Source organism: Microbacterium hibisci, assembly GCF_015278255.1.
GTDB lineage: Bacteria > Actinomycetota > Actinomycetes > Actinomycetales > Microbacteriaceae > Microbacterium > Microbacterium hibisci.
The window spans coordinates 274,391-293,306 of sequence record NZ_JADIJC010000006.1 but is presented as its reverse complement, the minus strand read 5'-3'; the positions used below and the strand labels follow the sequence as shown (position 1 = coordinate 293,306).

The window sequence follows — 18,916 nt, the reverse complement described above, 5'->3', positions numbered from 1 at the left end:
AGAGCGATGTGGACCGTCTGCTGGGCGATGACTTCAAGACGCAGCACGCGTCGGGCAAGTTCGGTGAGGGGTACAACGAGCTGACCACGGGTCTGGAGAAGGCCATCGAGGGCATCTCCGACATGGGTGAGTCGCTGCGCAAGATGATGCAGGCGATCAAGGACACCGACCAGGCCCTCGCCGGCAACTGACAACGTTCTGGTGGGCGGATGCCGGCGGCCGCGGCCGCCGGCATCGCCTCGACCTGCTGATCCGGAGGGTTGACCGATGAGTGACGTCGAAATCTCGTACAGCGTGCTGAACGAGCTCAACGGCTCGCTGAAGCAGATCATCGTGGAGTTCGAGAAGGCGAACGCCAGATCCGACGACCTCGAGTCGGCGATCGGCGCACCGTACGGCAAGACGCGCCTGCGCGATCGCGCCCACACCTTCGAGGAGGGCTGGCACGTGCGACGCAAGGCGCTGCAGGAGGACTTGATGACGATCCAGGAGCGGGTCGAGAAGACCGGCAAGGAATGGGAGAGCTGGGACCTCGAGGCGTCGAAGGCCAACGAAGTCGAAGTCGATGAAGCCGAACACCTTCCGAAGGCGGTCTGACCGATGGACGAGTCTCCCAAGAACCGCGAGATCAGCACGGTCACCGGCAACGCGCAGGACATCATCGACCGCGGCAAGGACGTCAAAGACCTCGGCGACCAGATGACGGGCTCAGCCGGCGTGCTGAAGGCGATCGTCGAGGGCGCCGACGGGCAGAAGGGCCTCTCGATCGAGAAGATCCGTGACGTCGTGGGCGACATCCACGTCGAGCTCAGGCTCGCCGGAGAGCGCTACGCACCCACCGGCACCGCACTGAAGACCTACGGCGCGGCCCTCAAGACCGCGCAGGAGAAGATGGAGCCGATCGTCACCGACTGCCAGACGCTCTGGAGCACCTATCAGTCGAAGCTCGGCGACTACAACGAGCTCAATCCGTGGTTGTCGCCGGTGCAGATCGGGCCCGACGCCGAGGCCGCCGAAGAGCGTCGCCAGGCCGACCTCGAAACGGCGCAGACAGCCGTGACGACCGCCCGCGCCGAGTTCGACGCGCGCGCCGAGGACTTCGACACCGTTTACGACACGTGGCAGGACGCCTTCGACGAGGCCGCGGAGTCGATCCAGAACGCGACCGACGGCGGCGTCTCGGACGGCTTCTGGGACAAGGTGGATGCCTTCGTCGACGGCATGCTGGTGGTGCTCCAGTACGTCGGGATCGCCCTCGCGATCCTCGCGTTCGTGATCGGCGGACCCATCATCGCCGCGCTCGGGGCCATCGTCGCGATCGCGACGCTGCTGCTCACGGCGTACAAGGCCGCACGCGGCAACGCCAGCGGATGGGAGATCGCCTTCGCGATCATCGGCGTGGTGCCCTTCGGATCGATCGCGAAGTTCGCCGGCGGTGCCAAGGTGGGCACGCTGGGCGTGCTCGATGACATGGTCGGCGGACTCGGGACCCGGGCGGGATGGCGCACGATCGGCACGACCCTGCGCGAGATGCCGACCGTCTGGCGCACGACGGGCGCGCAGGGAACGTCCTTCCTGGGACGGATCACTCAGGCGATGGGCGGCTCACACGCGCTGGACGATGTCGCTGCGCGCATCATGGGCTTCGGCACGGGCACCGAGTCGCGCCGCGCCCTCACTCGGCCGGGCGGCGAAGGCTGGGGTGTCCTCGGCCATGTCTTCGGCCACTACGGCTGGGTCGTGAACACCCCGGGTCAGGTCGCGATCACCGGAATCGGCGCCGTGCAGGACGCCCGGGCGTCGTCGCAGGTGAACACGTGGGAAGCTGAGTTGGCGGCATCCTGACCCGTCCGCCGTTGTGGAGTACGAAATGAGCGCCGTGAGTTCGACGCAATTCGCCCAAGACCTGGCACCTGGCGCCGACATCGACTGGAACCGGTTGGAGAGAGCGGCGTATTCCGGGCACCCCGAGATCCAGTCCCTCCTCGATGCTTCGGCGCAGGACTTCGGCGAACACCCCGGCCGCGGCCGCACCGGGTCGGACCTGCTCATGGTGCTCCTGCAGTTCTGGCCGCTCGTCGCTGTCGGATTGATCGTGATCCCGATCAGACTGGACGCGGATCCGTTCGTCCCCGCCCTCATCGCGGCCATCGGCGCCGTGGGCTACATCTGCTCGCAGTGGTATTGGCTGCGACCGGGCGCCGAGGCGTCGATCCGCGTCGTGCTGCTGTCGATCGCCGAAGCCGTGCTCGGGATCCTGGGCGTCGTGGTGTTCGCCATCGTCGCGCCGCATGTGACCGCGGGCGGGCTCCTGCTGGCGATCTTCGTGCTGATGACCGTGGTGAGTCTCATCACCGCCGTTGTCGTCCTCGTTCGCGGCCGCCGCTCAGGCGGGTCCGCTCCGACCGTCCCGGTGCGCGCAGTGCGTGCCGCGATCGACGCACTGCCCGCCCCGACGCAGGAATCGATCCGTGGTGATCTGAGTGCGGCACTGGTGAACCTGCAGGCGCGCGGCGCGATCACCGAGGCAGCGCGCGTGCGGCTGGCCGCCGCCCCGCTGGGGACGCTGGCGCGCACGCACGCGGTGAGCGCCGAGGCCGATGCCCGGAAGGCGGATCGATGATGGCAGACCTGCGCGCCGAGCTCGGGGCGACCCCGTCGCCCGCGCTCCCCGAGTTCTCGCTCGTCCTGCCATCCGGGTGGGAAGAGTTCGAGCCGACCGCCGCGGTCGAGCGCGAGCTCCTGGACCGCGCGCGGGGACGCCTGCAGGCCGCGCATCGACCCGACCTGCTCGCGCAGCTCCGCGCGATCACAGGAAAGGCGTTCGGTGGTATGCGTTCCTCCGACACGGTGCGCTTCTACGCCCAGACGCAGGCGTGGGGCGACGACCTGCTCCTGCCTCTGTCGATCACGGCGAGCGTCCGCCGCGCGCCCGGCGGCGGATCGCTGAGCTCCCTGGTCGCCGACCTCATCCGCTCCAAGGGAGCGACCGCTCTGCACGACGACAAGCGCTTCGTGCGCTGGGAATCGTCATCGCCGATCGAGATGGGCACCGCCACCCTGCAGCAGTACAGCACCGCGTATCTCACGCCCGTTCCGGGGTCGGAACACCGGGCAGCGCTGCAGTTGACCGCGGTCGTGGCCGCGCCGGCCGATGGGACGGTCGCGCGCACGGATCCCTTCGTGTCGCAGATGTTCCTGCTCACGGACGCCATCGTCTCGACGCTGCGGTGGAACGCGTGAGGCTCACGTACACCGCCGACCAGCGCTTCTGGCTGCACGTGCCCACCGAGTTCCCTGACGAGGAGTTCGCCACGATCGCGCTGTGGGAGTCGGCGGCGATCGAGCGCTACACCGAGAGCAGGCCGACCGCCGACGCCGCCGAGCTCGCTGTCGTGCGCGGCATGATCCGCGACATGCAGGGCTCGCTGACGCCGGGCGTCGACGTATTCGGACTCGCATTCTGGCCGTTCCCGGGTCCGGTCGCCGCGTTCGTCCGCGTCGACGTCGGTCCGCCCCTCCACCCGGGTCAGGATCCGATCGAGGTGCTCCTCGAACGCCTGCCGCTGGCCGCCGAGCCGAGCTTCGACGAGTTCGCCGTGCCGGCGGTGGGCGACGGTCTGGCGTGCCGGTTCATCGCCGACGGCTCCTTCGCGTCAGGCGAGCCGATCGCCGGGATGGCCGTGCTGGCGACGGGGCCCGCGGGGAGCGTGCGGCTGCGATCCGACCCGCTCCCAACCGCCATGGTCGGGCTGATCGACCGCCCGCTCCGCGAGCTCGTTCCGACGCTCGCGTTCGGCGACTGAGCGGCGCCTCTACGCGCTGCCCGAGCGGATCGTGTTGATGATGCCCGAGAAGTCCTGCCCTGCACCTTCGCCCGCCGCGAAGGCGGCGTAGATCTCGCGTGCCAGCATGCCCATCCTGGCCTCGACCCCCGTCGCAGTGATGGCGTGCTCGGCGAGGCCGAGGTCCTTGTTCATGAGCGCGCCCGCGAAGCCCGGCTGGTAGTCGCGGTTCGCCGGGCTCGTCGGCACCGGTCCCGGCACGGGGCAGTTGGTCGTGAGCGCCCAGCACTGGCCCGACGCGTTCGAGGCCACGTCGAACAGCGCCTGGTGCGACAGCCCGAGCCGTTCGCCCAGCACGAACGCCTCGGCGACGGCGATCTGCGACACCGCGAGGATCATGTTGTTGCAGACCTTCGCGGCCTGGCCGAGCCCCGCGCCGCCGCAGTGCACGACACGGCGGCCCATCGCCTCGAGCAGCGGACGGGCAGCCTCGAAGTCCTCGTCGGTGCCGCCGACCATGAAGGCGAGCGTCGCGTTCTCGGCGCCCACCACCCCGCCCGACACGGGCGCGTCGAGCGCGCGGTGGCCGGCCGCCTCGGCGAGAGCGTGCGCGGCGCGCGCCTCGTCGACGGCGATCGTCGAGCAGTCGATGAACAGCGCTCCGGATGCCGCGACCTCGAGCAGTCCGGGGGCGCCACCGGTGCCGCGGTAGGCGTCGAGCACCTGCGCTCCGGTCTGGAACATCGTGATGACGACGTCGGCGGCGGTTGCGGCATCCGTCCCCGACTCCGCCACGGTAAGGCCCGCCTCGCGTGCGCCGTCGACCGCGGCGGGGAACACGTCGAAGCCCACGACCTCGTGGCCAGTGTCCGACAGGTTGCGGGCCATCGGCAGGCCCATGTGCCCCAGGCCCAGGAATGCGATCTTCATTGCGACACCCCTCGTTGTTCGCGCGGTCAGCCGGCGAGGAGCTGGCGGCCGATGATCACGCGCATGATCTCGTTGGTCCCCTCCAGGATCTGATGCACGCGCAGATCGCGCACCACCTTCTCGATCCCGTACTCGTGGAGGTAGCCGTAGCCGCCGTGCAGCTGCAGCGCCTGGTTGGCGACCGTGAAGCCGGCGTCGGTCGCGAAGCGCTTGGCCATCGCGCACTGCATCGAAGCGTCGGGCGCCTTCGCATCGAGGGCGGCCGCCGCGTCGCGGACGAGGGCGCGCGCGGCGCGGAGCTCGGTGGCCATATCGGCGAGGGCGAAGACGACCGCCTGCTTCTCGGCGAGCGGCTCACCGAAGGTGAAGCGCTCGTGCACGTATTTCACGGCGCGGTCGAGCGCCCACTGCGCGCCGCCCAGCGAGCACGCGGCGATGTTGATGCGGCCGCCGTCGAGCGCCGACATCGCGATCTTGAAGCCCTGGCCCTCGCCGCCGAGCACGTTCGCGGCGGGTACCCGCACCTCGTCGAGGATCACCTGGCGCGTCGGCTGCGCGTTCCAGCCCATCTTGTGCTCGAGCTGGCCGAAAGACAGGCCGGGGGCGTCGGCCGGCACCAGGAACGCGGTGATCCCGCGGGCGCCGGCTTCGGCATCCGTTCGGGCCATGACGATGTAGACGGATGCCTCGCCCCCGCCCGAGATGAACTGCTTGACCCCCGTCAGCACGAACTCGTCGCCGCCGCGCTCGTCCGAGACCCGGATCGCGCTCGTCGTGATCGCCGCGGCATCCGACCCGGCACCGGGCTCGGTGAGGCAGTAGCTGCCGAAGCCGGTCATCGACGTGAGGAGCGGCAGCCACTCGGTGCGCTGTTCGGCACTGCCGTAGGTGTCGATCATCCACGCCACCATGTTGTGGATCGAGATATAGGCGGCGATGGCGGGGTCGCCCTGGGCGAGCTCCTCGAAGATGGCGGCCGCATCGGAGCGCGAGAGCCCGGAGCCGCCGACGTCCTCGCGGATGTAGATGCCGCCGAGCCCCAACTCGCCGCCGCGCTGCAGTGTCTCGCGGGGAAAGCGGGACTCACGATCCCACTCCAGCGCGTGCGGCGCGAGCTCGGTCTGCGCGAACTCACGGACGGCGTCGAGGATCGCCGCGCGCTCCTCGGACGTGAGAGACGGGGTCGGGGAAGTGATCGTGGACACCATTGCTCCTTCAGTGATGCAGCGACGCCTTCGTGAGGCGTCCTGATCAGCGCGATCGTGCCATCGTCGGCACGATCGCAGTTTACATGGACGTCCTAGTATCTGCACGGGCATCCACTGATCGCATACCGGCGCCGGAGCCGGCCGGAGACGCGCTCGCCGCGCAGTCTGTTTCCATCCGTTCACCTGGTCGACACGTGGCATGACTAGGACAGGAGAGCGCATATCGCGCGTTCCCCTACCCGAGGATCAGGATGCCTTCGCATACGCACAGCACCCGTGGCCCGCGCCGCGCCGTCGCCATCGGCGCGGCAGCCGCCATCGCCGCAGGCACGCTCGCCTTCACGCCCGCCGCCGCCGCGAACGCGGCGATCGTGCCGGACCCCGTCGTGGCCTATGGCGACGACCCCGCCCTGACGCTGTCCCCCATCGGAACCTTCGAGACCGGCGCCTTCGACGAGGGGGCGGCTGAGATCATCGCGTCGCACGGCGAGCGCCTGTTCGTCGTCAACGCGCAGGCGGGATCGGTCAGCGTCCTCGACTACGGCGACCCCGCTGCGATGACCGAGGAGTTCGCCGTCGCCTCGGAGGGCGTCGCGAACTCGGTGGCGGTGCGCGCGGACGGCCTCGGCATCGTGGCGTTCGAAGCAGACGTGAAGACCGACGCCGGTCACCTGCTGTTCTTCGACGCGACCGCAGCGGATGCCGCATCCGCCGTCCTCGGCACCGTCACCGTCGGAGCGCTCCCCGACATGGTCACCGTCTCGCCCGACGGCAAGTACGCCGTGGTGGCGAACGAGGGTGAGCCCGCGGAGGACTTCTCGATCGACCCCGAGGGCTCGGTGAGCGTGGTCAAGCTGCCGAAGAAGCTCGCCGCACCCGCCCAGCGCGACGTCCGCACCGCGGACTTCCATCACTACGAGGCGATCCAGCAGAGCGTGCCGCCGGCCGCCGCCGCGAAGCTGGAGCGACTTCAGGAGCAGCTGCGGAAGTTCGCCGACTCGCCGGCACGGAGCGAGCAGCTGAAGCGGGCGATCGCGAAGCTCCAGGCCGCCTTCGGCAAGCTCGCCGAGGACCGCCTCCCCGACGGCGTGCGCACGTTCGGTCCGACGCCGCACGGCGACGACCACCCGGTGAGCCGCAACCTCGAGCCGGAGTACATCACGGTCGACGGCAGCACCGCCTACGTCACCCTGCAGGAGGCCAACGCGGTCGCGAAGGTGAAGCTGTCGAACGCTCAGGTGACCGACATCCTGCCGCTGGGCTTCAAGGACCACGGCCTCGAACAGAACGCGCTCGACCCGAGCGACCGCGACGACACGGTCGCGCTGCGGACGTACCCGGGACTGAAGGGCATGTACATGCCCGACACCATCCAGTCGTACGCCGCGGGCGGCCGGACCTACCTCGTCACCGCCAACGAGGGCGACGCACGCGAATGGGGCGACTACTCCGAGGTGTCACGCGTGAAGAACCTCGCCGAGGACGGCTTCGGACCGGTGTGCACCGACAGCGCGCTGGCCGGCTCCCTGGGCGACGCCGACCTCGGGCGCCTCAACGTCACGATCGAGAACGGCTTCGACGAGGCCGCCGGCTGCTACGACGAGCTCTACTCGTTCGGCGGCCGCTCGTTCTCGATCTGGTCGACGGACGGCACGCAGGTGTTCGACTCCGGCTCGCAGCTCGAGGCCCTCACCGCCGCCGCCCTGCCGGACTTCTTCAACTCGAACCACAGCGAGTCGAACCTCGAGGGTCGCAGCGACGACAAGGGCCCCGAGCCCGAGACCGTCGAGATCGGCGAGGTGAACGGCCGGACCTACGCGTTCGTCGGCTTCGAGCGTGTCGGCGGGATCGCGGTGTTCGACATCACCGAGCCGGCCGCAGTGTCGTACGTGACGTATGTCAACAACCGCGACTTCTCGGTGTCGGTGGAGGACGGCGGCGACCTGTCGGCGGCCGGTGACCTCGGACCCGAGGGCATCGAGTTCATCCCGGCCGCGCAGTCGACCACGGGCACGCCGCTGCTCGCGGTGGGGAACGAGGTGTCGGGCACCACCACCCTGTTCCAGATCTCGGACTTCGCGACGACCGACGTCTCGGTGCTGACGGTCAACGACTTCCACGGTCGCATCGAGCAGAACCTCTCGAGCGGCGAGGCCGGCGCCGCCGTCATCGCCGGCGCGGTCGACGCGTTCGAGGCTCAGAACCCGAACACGCTGTTCGTGTCGGCCGGTGACAACATCGGCGCCTCGACGTTCACCTCGTTCATCCAGAACGACGATCCCGCGATCGATGCACTCGTGGCCGCCGGCCTCGACCTGGGAGCCGTGGGCAACCACGAGTTCGATCAGGGCTGGGACGACCTCACCGATCGGGTGCTGCCGCGGTACGGCGACACGACCTTCGGGCTGGGCGTGAACGTGTACTTCGCGGGCACGGACACGCCGGCGCTGCCGGAGTACGTGATCGAGGAGGTCGACGGCGTGCGGGTCGGATTTATCGGCACGGTCACCGAGCAGACCGGCTCGCTGGTCAGCCCGGCGGGGATCACCGACATCGAGTTCGGCGATCAGCTCGAGGCCGCCAACCGCGTCGCGGCGCAGCTCACGTCGGAGGACCTCGCCGACATCGTCGTGCTGCTCACCCACGAGGGCTCCGAGACGGGGGACTGCGCGAACGTCGTCGCCGACCCGACGTCGTACGGCGAGCTCATCCGCGGCGCATCGGCCCAGATCGACGCGATCGTCTCGGGTCACACGCATCAGAGCTACTCGTGCCTGGTGCCGGTCGACGCGACCGGCGAGGAGCGCCCGGTGATCCAGGCGCACCAGTACGGCACCACGCTCGGAAAGCTCGACATCCGTGTCGAGTCCACGAGCAAGCAGCTGCTGTCGATCAGCGGCGGACTGGTGCCGCTCGTCGCGCCCGCGGTCGGCACGACGCCCGCTCGGGCGCTGTTCCCCGCCGACCCGGCAGTGGCGCAGATCGTCGCCGACGCGGTCGCCGAGGCGGAGGTCGCGGGTTCGGTGGAGGTCGGTTCGATCACGGCCGACGTCCTCCGCGGCGGCACGCCGGCAGGATCCGACCGCGGCGTGGAGTCCACGCTCGGCAACCTCGTCGCCGATGTCTACCTGTGGGCGACGTCGAACGAGGACTACGCCGGCACGCCGGCCCAGATCGGGCTGATGAACCCCGGTGGCCTGCGCACCGACCTGCTGTACGGGACGGACGGCGTCATGACCTACCGCGATGTCGCCAACGTGCAGCCGTTCGCGAACACGCTGGTCTCGATGACGCTGACGGGAGCGCAGCTGAAGTCGGTGCTCGAGGAGCAGTGGCAGCCGGCGACAGCGTCTCGGCCGAAGCTGCACTTGGGCGTGTCGGAGGGCTTCGCCTACGAGTACGACCCGGCGGCAGCCGCGGGCTCGCACATCCTGTCGATGTCGTACAACGGCGTCGAGATCCTGCCGACCGACGAGTTCACGGTCGTGACCAACTCGTTCCTCGCGTCCGGTGGAGACAACTTCTTCACCTTCGCCGACGTCCAGAACAGGGTCGACACCGGTCAGATCGACCTCGCCGCGACGGTCGGCTACTTCGAGGCGAACTCGCCGGTGGCGCCGGCGTCGTTGGGGCGCGCCGTCGCCGTCGCGGTCGCCGTCGCCCGGTGACGCCCCGCGCGACCGGCTGACGGAGGGCACCCGGATGCACGGCATCCGGGGGCCCTCTCGTTGTGCGAACGCCGGGAGAGTGACGGATGCCGTGCCCTCAGGCGCCGGTGCCGCCGTCGCCGTCCGGCCACACCATGAACGGGCGGAGCTCGAGCTGGCCGTTTCGGGCCATCGGATGCCGCGACGCGATCTCGATCGCCTCTTCGAGGTTCTCGACCTCGAGGATGTCGAACCCGGCGATGACTTCGGCGGTCTCGGCGAACGGCCCGCGCGAGGTCAGCACCTTGCCTCCGCGCACCTTGACGACGGTGGACTCCGACACCGGTGCCAGCACTTCGCCGATGACGCGCTTGCCGCTCGCGTCGAGCGGGTCGACCCAGAGGTCGACATCCGACTCGTCGGGCTCCGTGTCGGGCTCGAGCGACGTGACGACGAACATCATGTACTTCATGGTCTGATCCTTCCGTTGCGGGCGGGCGCGTGCCAGCCTCACCCCGGTCGTCGCGCGGCGATCGCCCAGGTCGACACTTCGGGGAGACATTCTCTGCAGTGATCTTTCGGCGGAGAGTTCTTTCCGCGAAGGCTCGACCAGGGGTGCCGCCGGGCACTGCCGGATCATCCTTGCGGCTGACACGAATGGGCCTGTCGGTGGACGCGCGAGGACGCTGCCGCTCCGTAGCGTCGAAGGCATGGTCACCACCACGTCTCCGATCCCCGTCCGCCGTCACCGCGAGCTGTCGCCGGCGGCGGCACTGCTGTTGACCATCGGCGGCAACATCCTCGTGGTCGGCATCGCCGCGCTCGCGATGGCGGGGGTCGCCGTTGCGGCGGTCGCGGTGTTCGGGGCCGGCATCCTCGAGGCGCTCTGACCACTGTCCCCCGGCACCTCGAACGGTTAGCCTGCGCGTGTGACCGAGCGCGCCGTGCCCATCCTCCCCAGCCGTGACCTCGCCGAGACGCTCCGGTTCTTCGAGCGTCTGGGCTTCGAGAACCGGGGCGCTCCGCCCGAAGAGTGGGACTACCTGATCCTCGGGCGCGGCGACCTCGAGCTGCACTTCACCGCGGATCCATCCGTCGACCCGCTCCGGACCGCGTCGATGTGCTACCTCTTCGTCGACGACGCGCTTCGCGTCTATGAGGAGTGGGCAGAGCTCATCAAGCCCGACCGCGCCACCGGAAGCCGGATCGAGAAGCCGGTCGACACCGACTACGGCATGCGGGAGTTCGCCGTCGTCGACCGCAGCGGCAACCTGCTGCGCATCGGCAGCGCAGTCCCCTGATCCCACGAGTCCGCTCCGGCGCCGGCGGAGGGGCGGGGACGGACCACGCGACGGCGCAGTCGAATCGGGCCACGGGCGGCGCAGCCGGGCGGAATCCGCCCGCCCGGCTGTGCACCCGTCAGTACACCAGCACCGGAACCGGGATGGGCGCCCGCGAATCCGCGTGGTCGCCCGCACCCGTGAACGTGGCGCGGATGAGGTGGACACCCCGGCCGGCGAGCTTCACTCCCACGCTCACGCGCCCCTTGTCGGCGGCGACGAGCTCGACGGTGGCGACCACCGTGCCGTTGTCGGTGATCGTCACCGTGCCGACGGGAGCAGAGCGGTCCGCGGCCGTCACGACGCCCGCCACCGGCACGGTGGTGCCGGACTTGGCCACCACCTTCGTCGGCGACACCAGCGTCTTCGTCGCGACCGGCTCACGGTCGACGAGCACCACCGCCGACCGGGCCGGGACGGTGACCGTGCCGGTCGCCGCATCCCAGGTCGTGGTCTTCACCACGGGGTCCGCGCCGTTCGCGAGCGCCGGCGTCAGTGTGAACGAGCGGTCCGCCAGCGACGGGACTGTCTGGGTCGTCGCTTCGGTGCCGGCGTTGAACACGACCAGCGCCCCGTCGAGCTCAGGGTCGACGTCCTCGCCGACGAGGTCGTCGATGAGCATCACGAGTACGCCGGGTGCGGCATCCGTTCCGCTGTTCGGGAAGGTGACCTTCTCGCCGATGAGTTCGGCAGACCCGAGTCGCAACAGGCCGACCTCCTCGCGCACGCGGAGCAGATCGAGAGCGGATGCCTCGGCCGTGGCGATGTCGGCTGCGCCCGGCTTGTTCGCCGGGTTGGCCAGCAGCGGCTGCTTGATCGCCCACGACTCCTCGTTGTCGGCTGCGCGCGGCAGGCCCGAGCCGAAGGTCGACTCCTGGCCCGTCCAGTCGATGCGGTTGAACCAGTCGCCCGAGTTGTAGCTGTTGCGGTCGAGCGACTTCGAGCGCAGCAGCTCGGTGCCGGCGTGCCAGAACGACGGGGTCTGCGCGAACGCCGTGGTCGCCAGCGACAGCGTGTTCATGCGGACGCGATCGGCCATCGTCGTGTCGGCCGGGAGCTTCAGCACCGACAGGTCGTACAGCGTCTCGTTGTCGTGCGCGTCGACGTACGTGATGATCTCGTCGGGCTGGTCGGCGTAGCCGGCCGGCGCCCCGCGGTAGTCGAGCTCGTCGCCCGCCTTCACCGCACCGGTGTGATCGGTCAGCGTGTAGTCGCGCAGGTTGCCCGCGAGTCCCAGCTTCACGAGGTCGGTCTGGTGCGCCAGGTCGGCGAGAGCCTGCTCGGTCGTGCCGTTGATCGGCGCGCCGTTCGGGTCGGTGCCGAGGCCGGTGCCGAAGCCCTGCTGCTGGATCGTCTCGCCGGCGACCGGGCTGCCGCCGTGCACGGCGTCGCGCAGTCGGTCGCTGAACGTGCCGATGCCGGTGCCGCCGAGCTGCCCCTGGGTGGCCTGCTCGAAGAGGGCGTTGTTCGCGACCTCGCCGAAGTTCCAGCCCTCGCCGTAGAGGTAGATGGCCTTTCCGTCGACGCCGTCGGCCTTGAGCGTGAGCTCGTCGAGCGCGGCGCGGACGGCCAGCATGTTCTCCTTCGAGTGGTGTCCCATCAGGTCGAAGCGGAAGCCGTCGACCTTGTACTCGCGCGCCCAGGTCACGACCGAGTCGACCATCAGCTTCTGCGCGACCTCGTGCTCGGTCGCGACGTTCTGGCAGCACGTCGAGGTCTCGACGCCGCCCGCCGGATTGAGGCGCTGGTAGTAGCCGGGCACCACCTGGTCGAGCACCGAGGTCGGCGCCTGACCCGAGGCGGAGGTGTGGTTGAACACCTGGTCGAGGACGACCTGCAGCCCCATGCCGTGCAGCGCGCCGACCATCTCACGAAACTCGCCCACGCGCGCGCCGCCCTCGGGGTCGACCGCGTACGAGCCCTCGGGCGTCGTGTAGTGGTACGGGTCGTAGCCCCAGTTGAAGCCGTCCGCGTCGGCGATCGGCTCGATGCAGGCCTGCTGCGCGGTGCTGTCGGCCGCGTACGACGCGAGGTCGCAGTCCGGCACCGCCTGCTGCGAGCGGTCCTCTTCGATCGTGGCGATGTCGAAGGTCGGCAGCAGGTGCACGGTGTTGATGCCGGCGTCGGCGAGCTGGCGCAGCTGCGCCGTCCCCGCGCTGTCGCGCGTGAAGGCACGATAGGTGCCGCGCTCCTCCTCGGGCACCGACTCGTCGGTGATCGAGAAGTCCCGCACGTGCAGCTCGTAGATCGCGCGGTCGACCGGGCGGTCGATCACGGGAGCCTTCGTCTTCTCCCAGCCCTTCGGCCGCCACTGCTTGTCGGCGAGATCGACCGCGACCGAGCGCTCGGAGTTCGTCGTGAGTGCGACCGAGTACGGGTCCGTGACCTGGTTCGTCTCGATCCCGCCGGTCGTCGGAGCGTAGACCACGACCTCCCACAGGTACTCGTCGCCCTTCAGCGACTTGTCACCCTCGACGGTCCAGATTCCGGATGCCGCATCCCACGTGGCCTCGTGCCGCACGGGGTCGCCGTCGGCCCCGGCCTCCCACGTGAGCAGTGTCGCCGACTGCGCGGTCGGCGCCCACAGGCGGAACGTCGGCTTCTTGCCCTGGAACGTGACCCCCAGCTCGGCATCGGCCACGGCGCCGGCGTACAGGTCGTCGAGCACGCCCGGGATCTGGACGCCGGTGAAGGCCGACAGCTCGCCGTCGGCGTCGCGCTGCGACACCATGAGCTGCCGGCGGACGAGGGCCGCGGCATCCGTCCCCGCCGGCACGCGGAGTGCGACGAAGCCAGCGAGAGCCGGGAACTCGGCCTTCTGCTCGGCGGTGATGCCGCCGTCGACGACCGTGAGGTCGATCGCGTCGCCGCCGGTCACCTCGCCGTCGACGAGGGCCAGGGATGCCTCGGCCGACGCGTGCAGCTGCCACGAGGCGTCTGCGGGCACGGCGCCGAGGTCGGCCGGCCACGCGATCGTGTCGGCGTCGAGCCAGTGCGCGCGCTGCTCACCGGTGCCGGCGAGCGGCGGGTCGGCGACCACGATCTCGAGCACGTGCGTGGCGAGGGTGTAGCGGAAGTCGATCAGCTTGCCGTCGCTGGCGCTGAACGAGTAGTTCGCGCCGCCCGGGGCTCCTCCCACGCCGTAGTTCTCGTTCCAGCTGAGGCCGTGCGCGACCTTGGTCTCGTACGCGCCCGCGGGGATCTCGTCGGTCGAGAACTCGTAGACGCCGTCCTTGTCGCCGTCGGCCATGAGGGTGGCGAGGCAGTCGGGTGCCCAGTCGCCGGCACAGCCCAGCTCGCTCTGCGCCGAACCCGGCAGCGTCACGATTGGGCCCTCGGCGGTCGACTGCACGATGTTCGAGCGCGGGTCGAAGTAGAACGTGATCTTTCCGCCGCCGTGCGTGATGGCGATGTTGCCGCCGCCGGGTGCGCCGTTCGCGCCGTAGTTGACGTCCCACGTGCCGTTGATCGCGGCCTTGTACTCGTAGGTCCCCGCCGGCAGGTCGAACGTGCCGGCCCAGATGCCGTCGGCGCGGAGCGTGAGCTTCGCGGCCTCGCAGCCGGGCGTCCAGTCGCCGGCGCAGCCCATCTCGGAGTTCAGGCTTCCGGGCACGGTCACCATGTCGATCGGCGACTCGGGCTCCTCCTCGACGACGAGCGACACGGCGTTGCCCACCGAGGCGTAGGTGGAAGCGGCCGCGTGGCGCCCGGCTGCGTCGGTGGTGACGGCGCGGTACTCGACGAGCGTGCCGCCCGCCAGACCCTCGATCGTGTGGAACACGCGCGGGTCGGTGTCTTCGGCGGTGCCGAGCGCGTGCCACTCGTCGGAGCCGACGACGCGCCACGAGAAGCTCGTCTCCTGCCACGTCGCGTCGTCCACGTCGGCGCCGACGGCGACCGAGCCGGCGAGGCCCGCGCCGGCGGCGGGGGCGCTCACGGTGATGGCGAGCGGCGACTCCGGAGCTGTCACGGTGGTCCCGGCGCGGTAGACGACCGCCGAGAGAGCCGGGACGGTGACGGATGCCGCGGCCGAGGCATCCGTCGACACCGCGGTGTCGGTGCCGTAGACCGGCGCGAACGAGGCGTTCGCGGTGAGCGTCGTGAGGTCGACCGTCTTGGCCGCCGTCGTGTTGTTGAGGGCGACCAGGTACTCGACCTTGTCGTCGCGGTCGACGCGCGAGAACGCGTAGACGCCCGCGCCGTTGTCGGCGTAGCGCTCGATCTGCGCGCCGGTGACCAGGGCGGGGTGGGCCTCTCGCAGCGCGGCGAGGTCGGCGATGCGCTCGTAGACCGGCGCCGTCGTGCTGAAGCGGTCGACCGAGCCGGCCGTCGTCCCGTCGATCAGCTTCTGGTTCTGGTACTCCGCGACCTGGGTCGCGAAGAGCGTCTGGCGCGCATCTTTGTCGCCGCCGGTGCCCGCGAAGCCCTGCTCGTCGCCGTAGTAGACGACGGGCTGGCCGCGGCCGAGGAACATCAGGTCGTGCGCGAGCAGGTCGCGCTCGAGGGCGTTGGGCGTGGACTGCAGCATGTATCCGACGCGGCCCATGTCGTGGTTGCCGAGGAAAGTCGGCAGCGCCGTCGCCGACGTGTCGGTCGTCGTGTACCAGTCATCGCCCGCGTACAGGGCCTGCAGTCCCTTCGCGCTGTTGCCGGCGGCGAAGCTCACCGCCGAGGACTGGAAGGTGAAGTCGAGCACCGAGTTCATGTCGGTGTCGCGCACGTACGGCGAGAGCTTGACCGGGTCGGCGTCGTAGACCTCGCCGAACATGAAGAAGTCGTCCTTGCCGAGCGAGTGCGCGTAGTCGAGCACCTCGGTGGTCCACTGCTCCCAGAACTCGAAGTTGACGTGCTTGGCGGTGTCGATGCGGAAGCCGTCGATGCCGAGGTCGACCCAGTCCTGGTAGACGTCGACGAAGCCGTTCACGACGGTGGGGTGCTCGGTCATCAGGTCGTCGAGACCCGAGAAATCGCCGTAGGTGACCGACTCGCCCGACCAGGTCGAGTCACCGCGGTTGTGGTACAGCGTGGGGTCGTTGAGCCAATCGGGCACCTTCGCGGTCGCGTCGTTCACCACCGGCGTGTACGGGAACGACGTCGCGGCGTCGAGGGCAGGGAAGGTGTCGGTGCCCGCGTAGTCGGCGGGGTCGAACGTGGTGCCCGAGGCATCCTTGTACGGGCTCGTCGCCTGGTCGATGTAGCTGTACTGGCCCTGCGTGTTCGAGATCAGGTCGGCGGTGTGGTTCGTGATGATGTCGAAGTAGACCTTGATGTCTTCGGCGTGCGCCTCGTCGATCAGCGCCTCGAGCTCGGCGTTGGTGCCGAGGTGCGGGTCGATCTGCGTGAAGTCGGTGATCCAGTACCCGTGGTAGCCGGCGCTCGCGTTCGCACCCTCGCCCTGCAGCGGGTTGTTCTTGAAGCTCGGGGTGAGCCAGATGGCGCTCGTGCCCAGGCCGGCGATGTAGTCGAGGTTCTCGCGCAGGCCGGCGATGTCGCCGCCGTGGTAGAAGCCCTTGTCCGTCGGGTCGAGGCCGGTGGTGAGGCGGTCGCCCTCGAGACCCCCGGCGTCGTTGGCGGGGTCGCCATTGGCGAACCGGTCGGTCATGACGAAGTAGAACTGCTCCTGGCTGCCCGCCTGGCGCACGGGTGCCGCGACGAGTGCGTCGTCGTCGGCGGTGTAGCCGGCGCGCAGGCTCTTCACCTCGACGCCGACGCGGTGGGCGTTGTCGTCGAAGACGAAGCGCAGCGTCGCTGGGCCGTCGATCGTGAGCGGGATGTTGTCACCGCCTCCGTTGAGACCGTACGACTCGTCCCATGCGTCGTTGACAGCGACCTTGTACTCGTAGGATCCGGCGGGCACGTCGAAGTCGGCGGCGTAGACGCCGGCGGTCTCGGTCGCGGCGAGCTCGGTCGCCGCGCAGTCGGGCTTCCAGTCGTCGGCGCAGCCGAGCTCTGACTGCAGGCTGCCGACGAGCGCGAACGTGCGCTCGGCCGCGGCGGCCGGCGCGATCGCGGCCACTCCTCCGGTCAGGATGAGGGCGGCGGCCGTGAGGCTGGCGGCCGCGATGCGGGCACGTGCTGGGGTCGACTTCGACACAGAAGCTCCTGGGGTGGGGCATGGGCACGCCGACGTGCCCGTGGTGCAGTGTGCGACCGACGCTATCAGCGGGTCGTCGAAAACTGCAAGCGCTTACATCATGAGAGGGCTCTCACAGAGCGGATGCCGGTGCCCGCGGCAAGCGCGCGCGACGGTGTGTCGCAACCGCTTGCAGTCCTCCTCGCCGGTCGTTGAGCGAGCGCAGCGAGACGAAACGCCGCCAGGGGGCTCACGTCGCGGGATCCGTGGCGAGCCCGCTGGACTAGCGTGGGAACGTTGCACGCGCGAGGGGAGACGGTGTGGTCACGGGTCCGCTGAAAGGGCAGGTCGACAGGGTCTGGGATGCCTTCTGGTCGGGGGGAATTGCGAACCCCGTCGAGGTCATCGAGCAGATCACCTATCTGCTCTTCATCAAGCGCCTCGACGAGCTGCACACCAAAAAGGAACTCAAGGCGGCGCGCTTCGGCGACCCGATCGAGGATCCGGTCTTTCCCGAGGGCTTCGACTCCGACCTTGCCGGTCGCCGGCCCTACAGCGACCTGCGCTGGAGCGTCTTCACCAACTACTCCCCCTCCGAGATGTTCGAGGTGGTGTCGGACCACGTCTTCCCCTGGCTGCGACGGCTGGGCGCCGAAGGATCGAGCTACGCGCGCAACATGAAGGATGCGCGTTTCACCATCCCGACGCCGGCGCTGCTGACGAAGGTGGTCGACCTGCTCGCGGAGATTCCGATGGAGGACCGCGACACCAAGGGCGACATCTACGAGTACATGCTGATGAAGCTGTCGACGAGCGGCACGAACGGTCAGTTCCGCACCGCGCGACACATCATCAAGCTCATGGTCGAGCTGCAGCAGCCGCGCCCTGACGACCTCATCATCGATCCGGCGGTCGGCACCGCGGGGTTCCTGGTCGCCGCCGAGGAGCACCTGCGCGAGCAGCATCCCGAGATCTGGACGGATGCCGCTACCCGCGCCCACTTCAACGGCCCCATGTTCACCGGCTACGACTCGGACGCCGCGATGGCTCGCATCGCGAGCATGAACATGCTGCTGCACGGCGTCGAGAACCCGACGATCGAGCGGGCGGATTCGCTGTCGGAGGGCCACCCCGGTCTCGACCAGTACACGCTCGTGCTCGCGAACCCTCCGTTCGCCGGGTCGCTCGACGACGAGACGGTGTCGAAGGATCTGCAGAAGGTCGTGAAGACCCGCAAGACCGAGCTGCTCTTCCTCGTGCTGATGATCCGGATGCTGCGCAACGGCGGCCGTGCGGCGGTCATCGTTCCCGAGGGCGTGCTGTTCGGGTCGTCGAACGCCCACAAAGCCGTGCGCAAGATGCTCGTCGACGATCACAAGCTCGACGCCGTCATCAAGCTCCCGTCCGGGACGTTCAAGCCGTACACCGGAGTGTCGACCGCGATTCTTCTGTTCACGAAGACGTCGTCGGGCGGCACCGACCACGTCTGGTTCTATGACGTGCGCGCCGACGGCATGACTCTCGACGATAAGCGCACCCCGATCGAGGCGAACGACCTCCCGACGTCCTCGCCCGCTGGCGCTCCCTGCGCGACCCAGGCTCGGCCGTTGAGCGAGCGAGGAACGAGCCAGACGAAACGCCCGCCTCGGACTCGGCGGTTGCGCGAGCGTGGAACGAGCGAGACGAAACGCCTGCACCCGGCGCAGACGGCGAGCACTCCCGCCCCCGCACGGCCCAGTCCTTCCTCGTTCCGAGGCAGGAGATCGTCGACAACGGCTACGACCTCAGCCTCAACCGGTACAAGGAGATCGAGCTCGAGGAGGTCGAGCACCGGTCCCCGGCCGAGATTCTCGACGAGCTCGACGCGCTCGAGGTCGAGATCCAGGACGGCCTGAAGCGGCTGCGGGAGATGCTCGCGTGAGGTGGGAGACGC

13 protein-coding genes and 1 pseudogene are annotated in these 18,916 nt (G+C 69.4%); 10 read left to right on the top strand and 4 right to left on the bottom strand.

Annotated elements, in window-relative coordinates; all coding sequences use genetic code 11:
• The 6 genes from IM770_RS13375 to IM770_RS13350 all read left to right on the top strand — a co-directional run.
• The coding region (locus IM770_RS13375) for a hypothetical protein (RefSeq protein WP_203581634.1) at window positions 1–191 on the top strand (191 nt) is incomplete at its 5' end.
• Window positions 192–267: 76 nt separating this feature from the next.
• A complete protein-coding gene (locus IM770_RS13370) occupies window positions 268–597 on the top strand; it encodes a hypothetical protein (RefSeq protein ID WP_203581633.1) in 330 nt (109 codons plus the stop codon).
• Window positions 598–600: 3 nt separating this feature from the next.
• Window positions 601–1,845 carry a hypothetical protein gene (locus IM770_RS13365; protein WP_203581632.1) on the top strand — a complete coding sequence of 415 codons (1,245 nt, stop codon included), beginning with the start codon at window positions 601–603 and terminating at the stop codon, window positions 1,843–1,845.
• Window positions 1,846–1,879: 34 nt separating this feature from the next.
• Window positions 1,880–2,623, top strand: a complete 744-nt coding sequence (locus IM770_RS13360; RefSeq protein ID WP_203581631.1) for a hypothetical protein — start codon at window positions 1,880–1,882, stop codon at window positions 2,621–2,623.
• The gene (locus tag IM770_RS13355) at window positions 2,623–3,243 is read left to right on the top strand and encodes a hypothetical protein (RefSeq protein ID WP_203581630.1); all 621 of its coding nucleotides are present in this window, start codon (window positions 2,623–2,625) and stop codon (window positions 3,241–3,243) included. The genes IM770_RS13360 and IM770_RS13355 overlap by 1 nt, the downstream gene beginning before the upstream one ends.
• Window positions 3,240–3,806: a hypothetical protein gene (locus IM770_RS13350; protein WP_203581629.1), complete on the top strand. Its 567-nt coding sequence runs from the start codon at window positions 3,240–3,242 to the stop codon at window positions 3,804–3,806. The genes IM770_RS13355 and IM770_RS13350 overlap by 4 nt, the downstream gene beginning before the upstream one ends.
• A 9-nt stretch (window positions 3,807–3,815) precedes the next feature.
• On the opposite strand, the gene mmsB is transcribed toward IM770_RS13350, so the two are convergent.
• Together mmsB and IM770_RS13340 are read right to left on the bottom strand one after the other, a co-directional pair.
• Entirely contained in the window at window positions 3,816–4,715 is a 900-nt protein-coding gene (gene mmsB, locus IM770_RS13345) for a 3-hydroxyisobutyrate dehydrogenase (protein WP_203581628.1), read from the bottom strand.
• 26 nt (window positions 4,716–4,741) lie between these two features.
• Complete coding sequence (locus IM770_RS13340; RefSeq protein ID WP_372430674.1) at window positions 4,742–5,920, bottom strand: acyl-CoA dehydrogenase family protein; 1,179 nt, start codon at window positions 5,918–5,920, stop codon at window positions 4,742–4,744.
• 254 nt (window positions 5,921–6,174) lie between these two features.
• Here IM770_RS13340 and IM770_RS13335 point away from each other — a divergent pair, with 254 nt between their 5' ends.
• Window positions 6,175–9,591 (top strand): choice-of-anchor I family protein, encoded by a 3,417-nt coding sequence (locus tag IM770_RS13335; RefSeq protein ID WP_203581626.1) that lies wholly within the window; start codon window positions 6,175–6,177, stop codon window positions 9,589–9,591.
• A 97-nt stretch (window positions 9,592–9,688) separates the two neighbouring features.
• Here the strand turns inward: IM770_RS13335 and IM770_RS13330 are convergent, their stop codons facing one another.
• Window positions 9,689–10,042 carry a YciI family protein gene (locus IM770_RS13330; RefSeq protein ID WP_203581625.1) on the bottom strand — a complete coding sequence of 118 codons (354 nt, stop codon included), beginning with the start codon at window positions 10,040–10,042 and terminating at the stop codon, window positions 9,689–9,691.
• Window positions 10,043–10,280: 238 nt separating this feature from the next.
• Here IM770_RS13330 and IM770_RS13325 point away from each other — a divergent pair, with 238 nt between their 5' ends.
• Both IM770_RS13325 and IM770_RS13320 read left to right on the top strand, forming a co-directional pair.
• Window positions 10,281–10,460: a hypothetical protein gene (locus tag IM770_RS13325; protein WP_203581624.1), complete on the top strand. Its 180-nt coding sequence runs from the start codon at window positions 10,281–10,283 to the stop codon at window positions 10,458–10,460.
• A 39-nt stretch (window positions 10,461–10,499) separates the two neighbouring features.
• The gene (locus IM770_RS13320; RefSeq protein ID WP_203581623.1) at window positions 10,500–10,871 is read left to right on the top strand and encodes a bleomycin resistance protein; all 372 of its coding nucleotides are present in this window, start codon (window positions 10,500–10,502) and stop codon (window positions 10,869–10,871) included.
• Between the two features lie 118 nt (window positions 10,872–10,989).
• Here the strand turns inward: IM770_RS13320 and pulA are convergent, their stop codons facing one another.
• A complete protein-coding gene (gene pulA, locus IM770_RS13315) occupies window positions 10,990–17,004 on the bottom strand; it encodes a pullulanase-type alpha-1,6-glucosidase (protein ID WP_203581622.1) in 6,015 nt (2,004 codons plus the stop codon).
• Between the two features lie 299 nt (window positions 17,005–17,303).
• Here pulA and IM770_RS13310 point away from each other — a divergent pair.
• Window positions 17,304–18,904 (top strand): annotated as a pseudogene (locus tag IM770_RS13310) (type I restriction-modification system subunit M).
• Window positions 18,905–18,916 lie beyond the last annotated feature (12 nt).

Coding starts and splice junctions, on each gene's coding strand:
- IM770_RS13325 (WP_203581624.1), top strand. CDS start 10,281: ATGGTCACCACCACGTCTCCGATCCCCGTCCGCCGTCACCGCGAGCTG.
- mmsB (WP_203581628.1), bottom strand. CDS start 4,715: ATGAAGATCGCATTCCTGGGCCTGGGGCACATGGGCCTGCCGATGGCC.
- IM770_RS13355 (WP_203581630.1), top strand. CDS start 2,623: ATGGCAGACCTGCGCGCCGAGCTCGGGGCGACCCCGTCGCCCGCGCTC.
- IM770_RS13365 (WP_203581632.1), top strand. CDS start 601: ATGGACGAGTCTCCCAAGAACCGCGAGATCAGCACGGTCACCGGCAAC.
- IM770_RS13370 (WP_203581633.1), top strand. CDS start 268: ATGAGTGACGTCGAAATCTCGTACAGCGTGCTGAACGAGCTCAACGGC.
- IM770_RS13335 (WP_203581626.1), top strand. CDS start 6,175: ATGCCTTCGCATACGCACAGCACCCGTGGCCCGCGCCGCGCCGTCGCC.
- IM770_RS13330 (WP_203581625.1), bottom strand. CDS start 10,042: ATGAAGTACATGATGTTCGTCGTCACGTCGCTCGAGCCCGACACGGAG.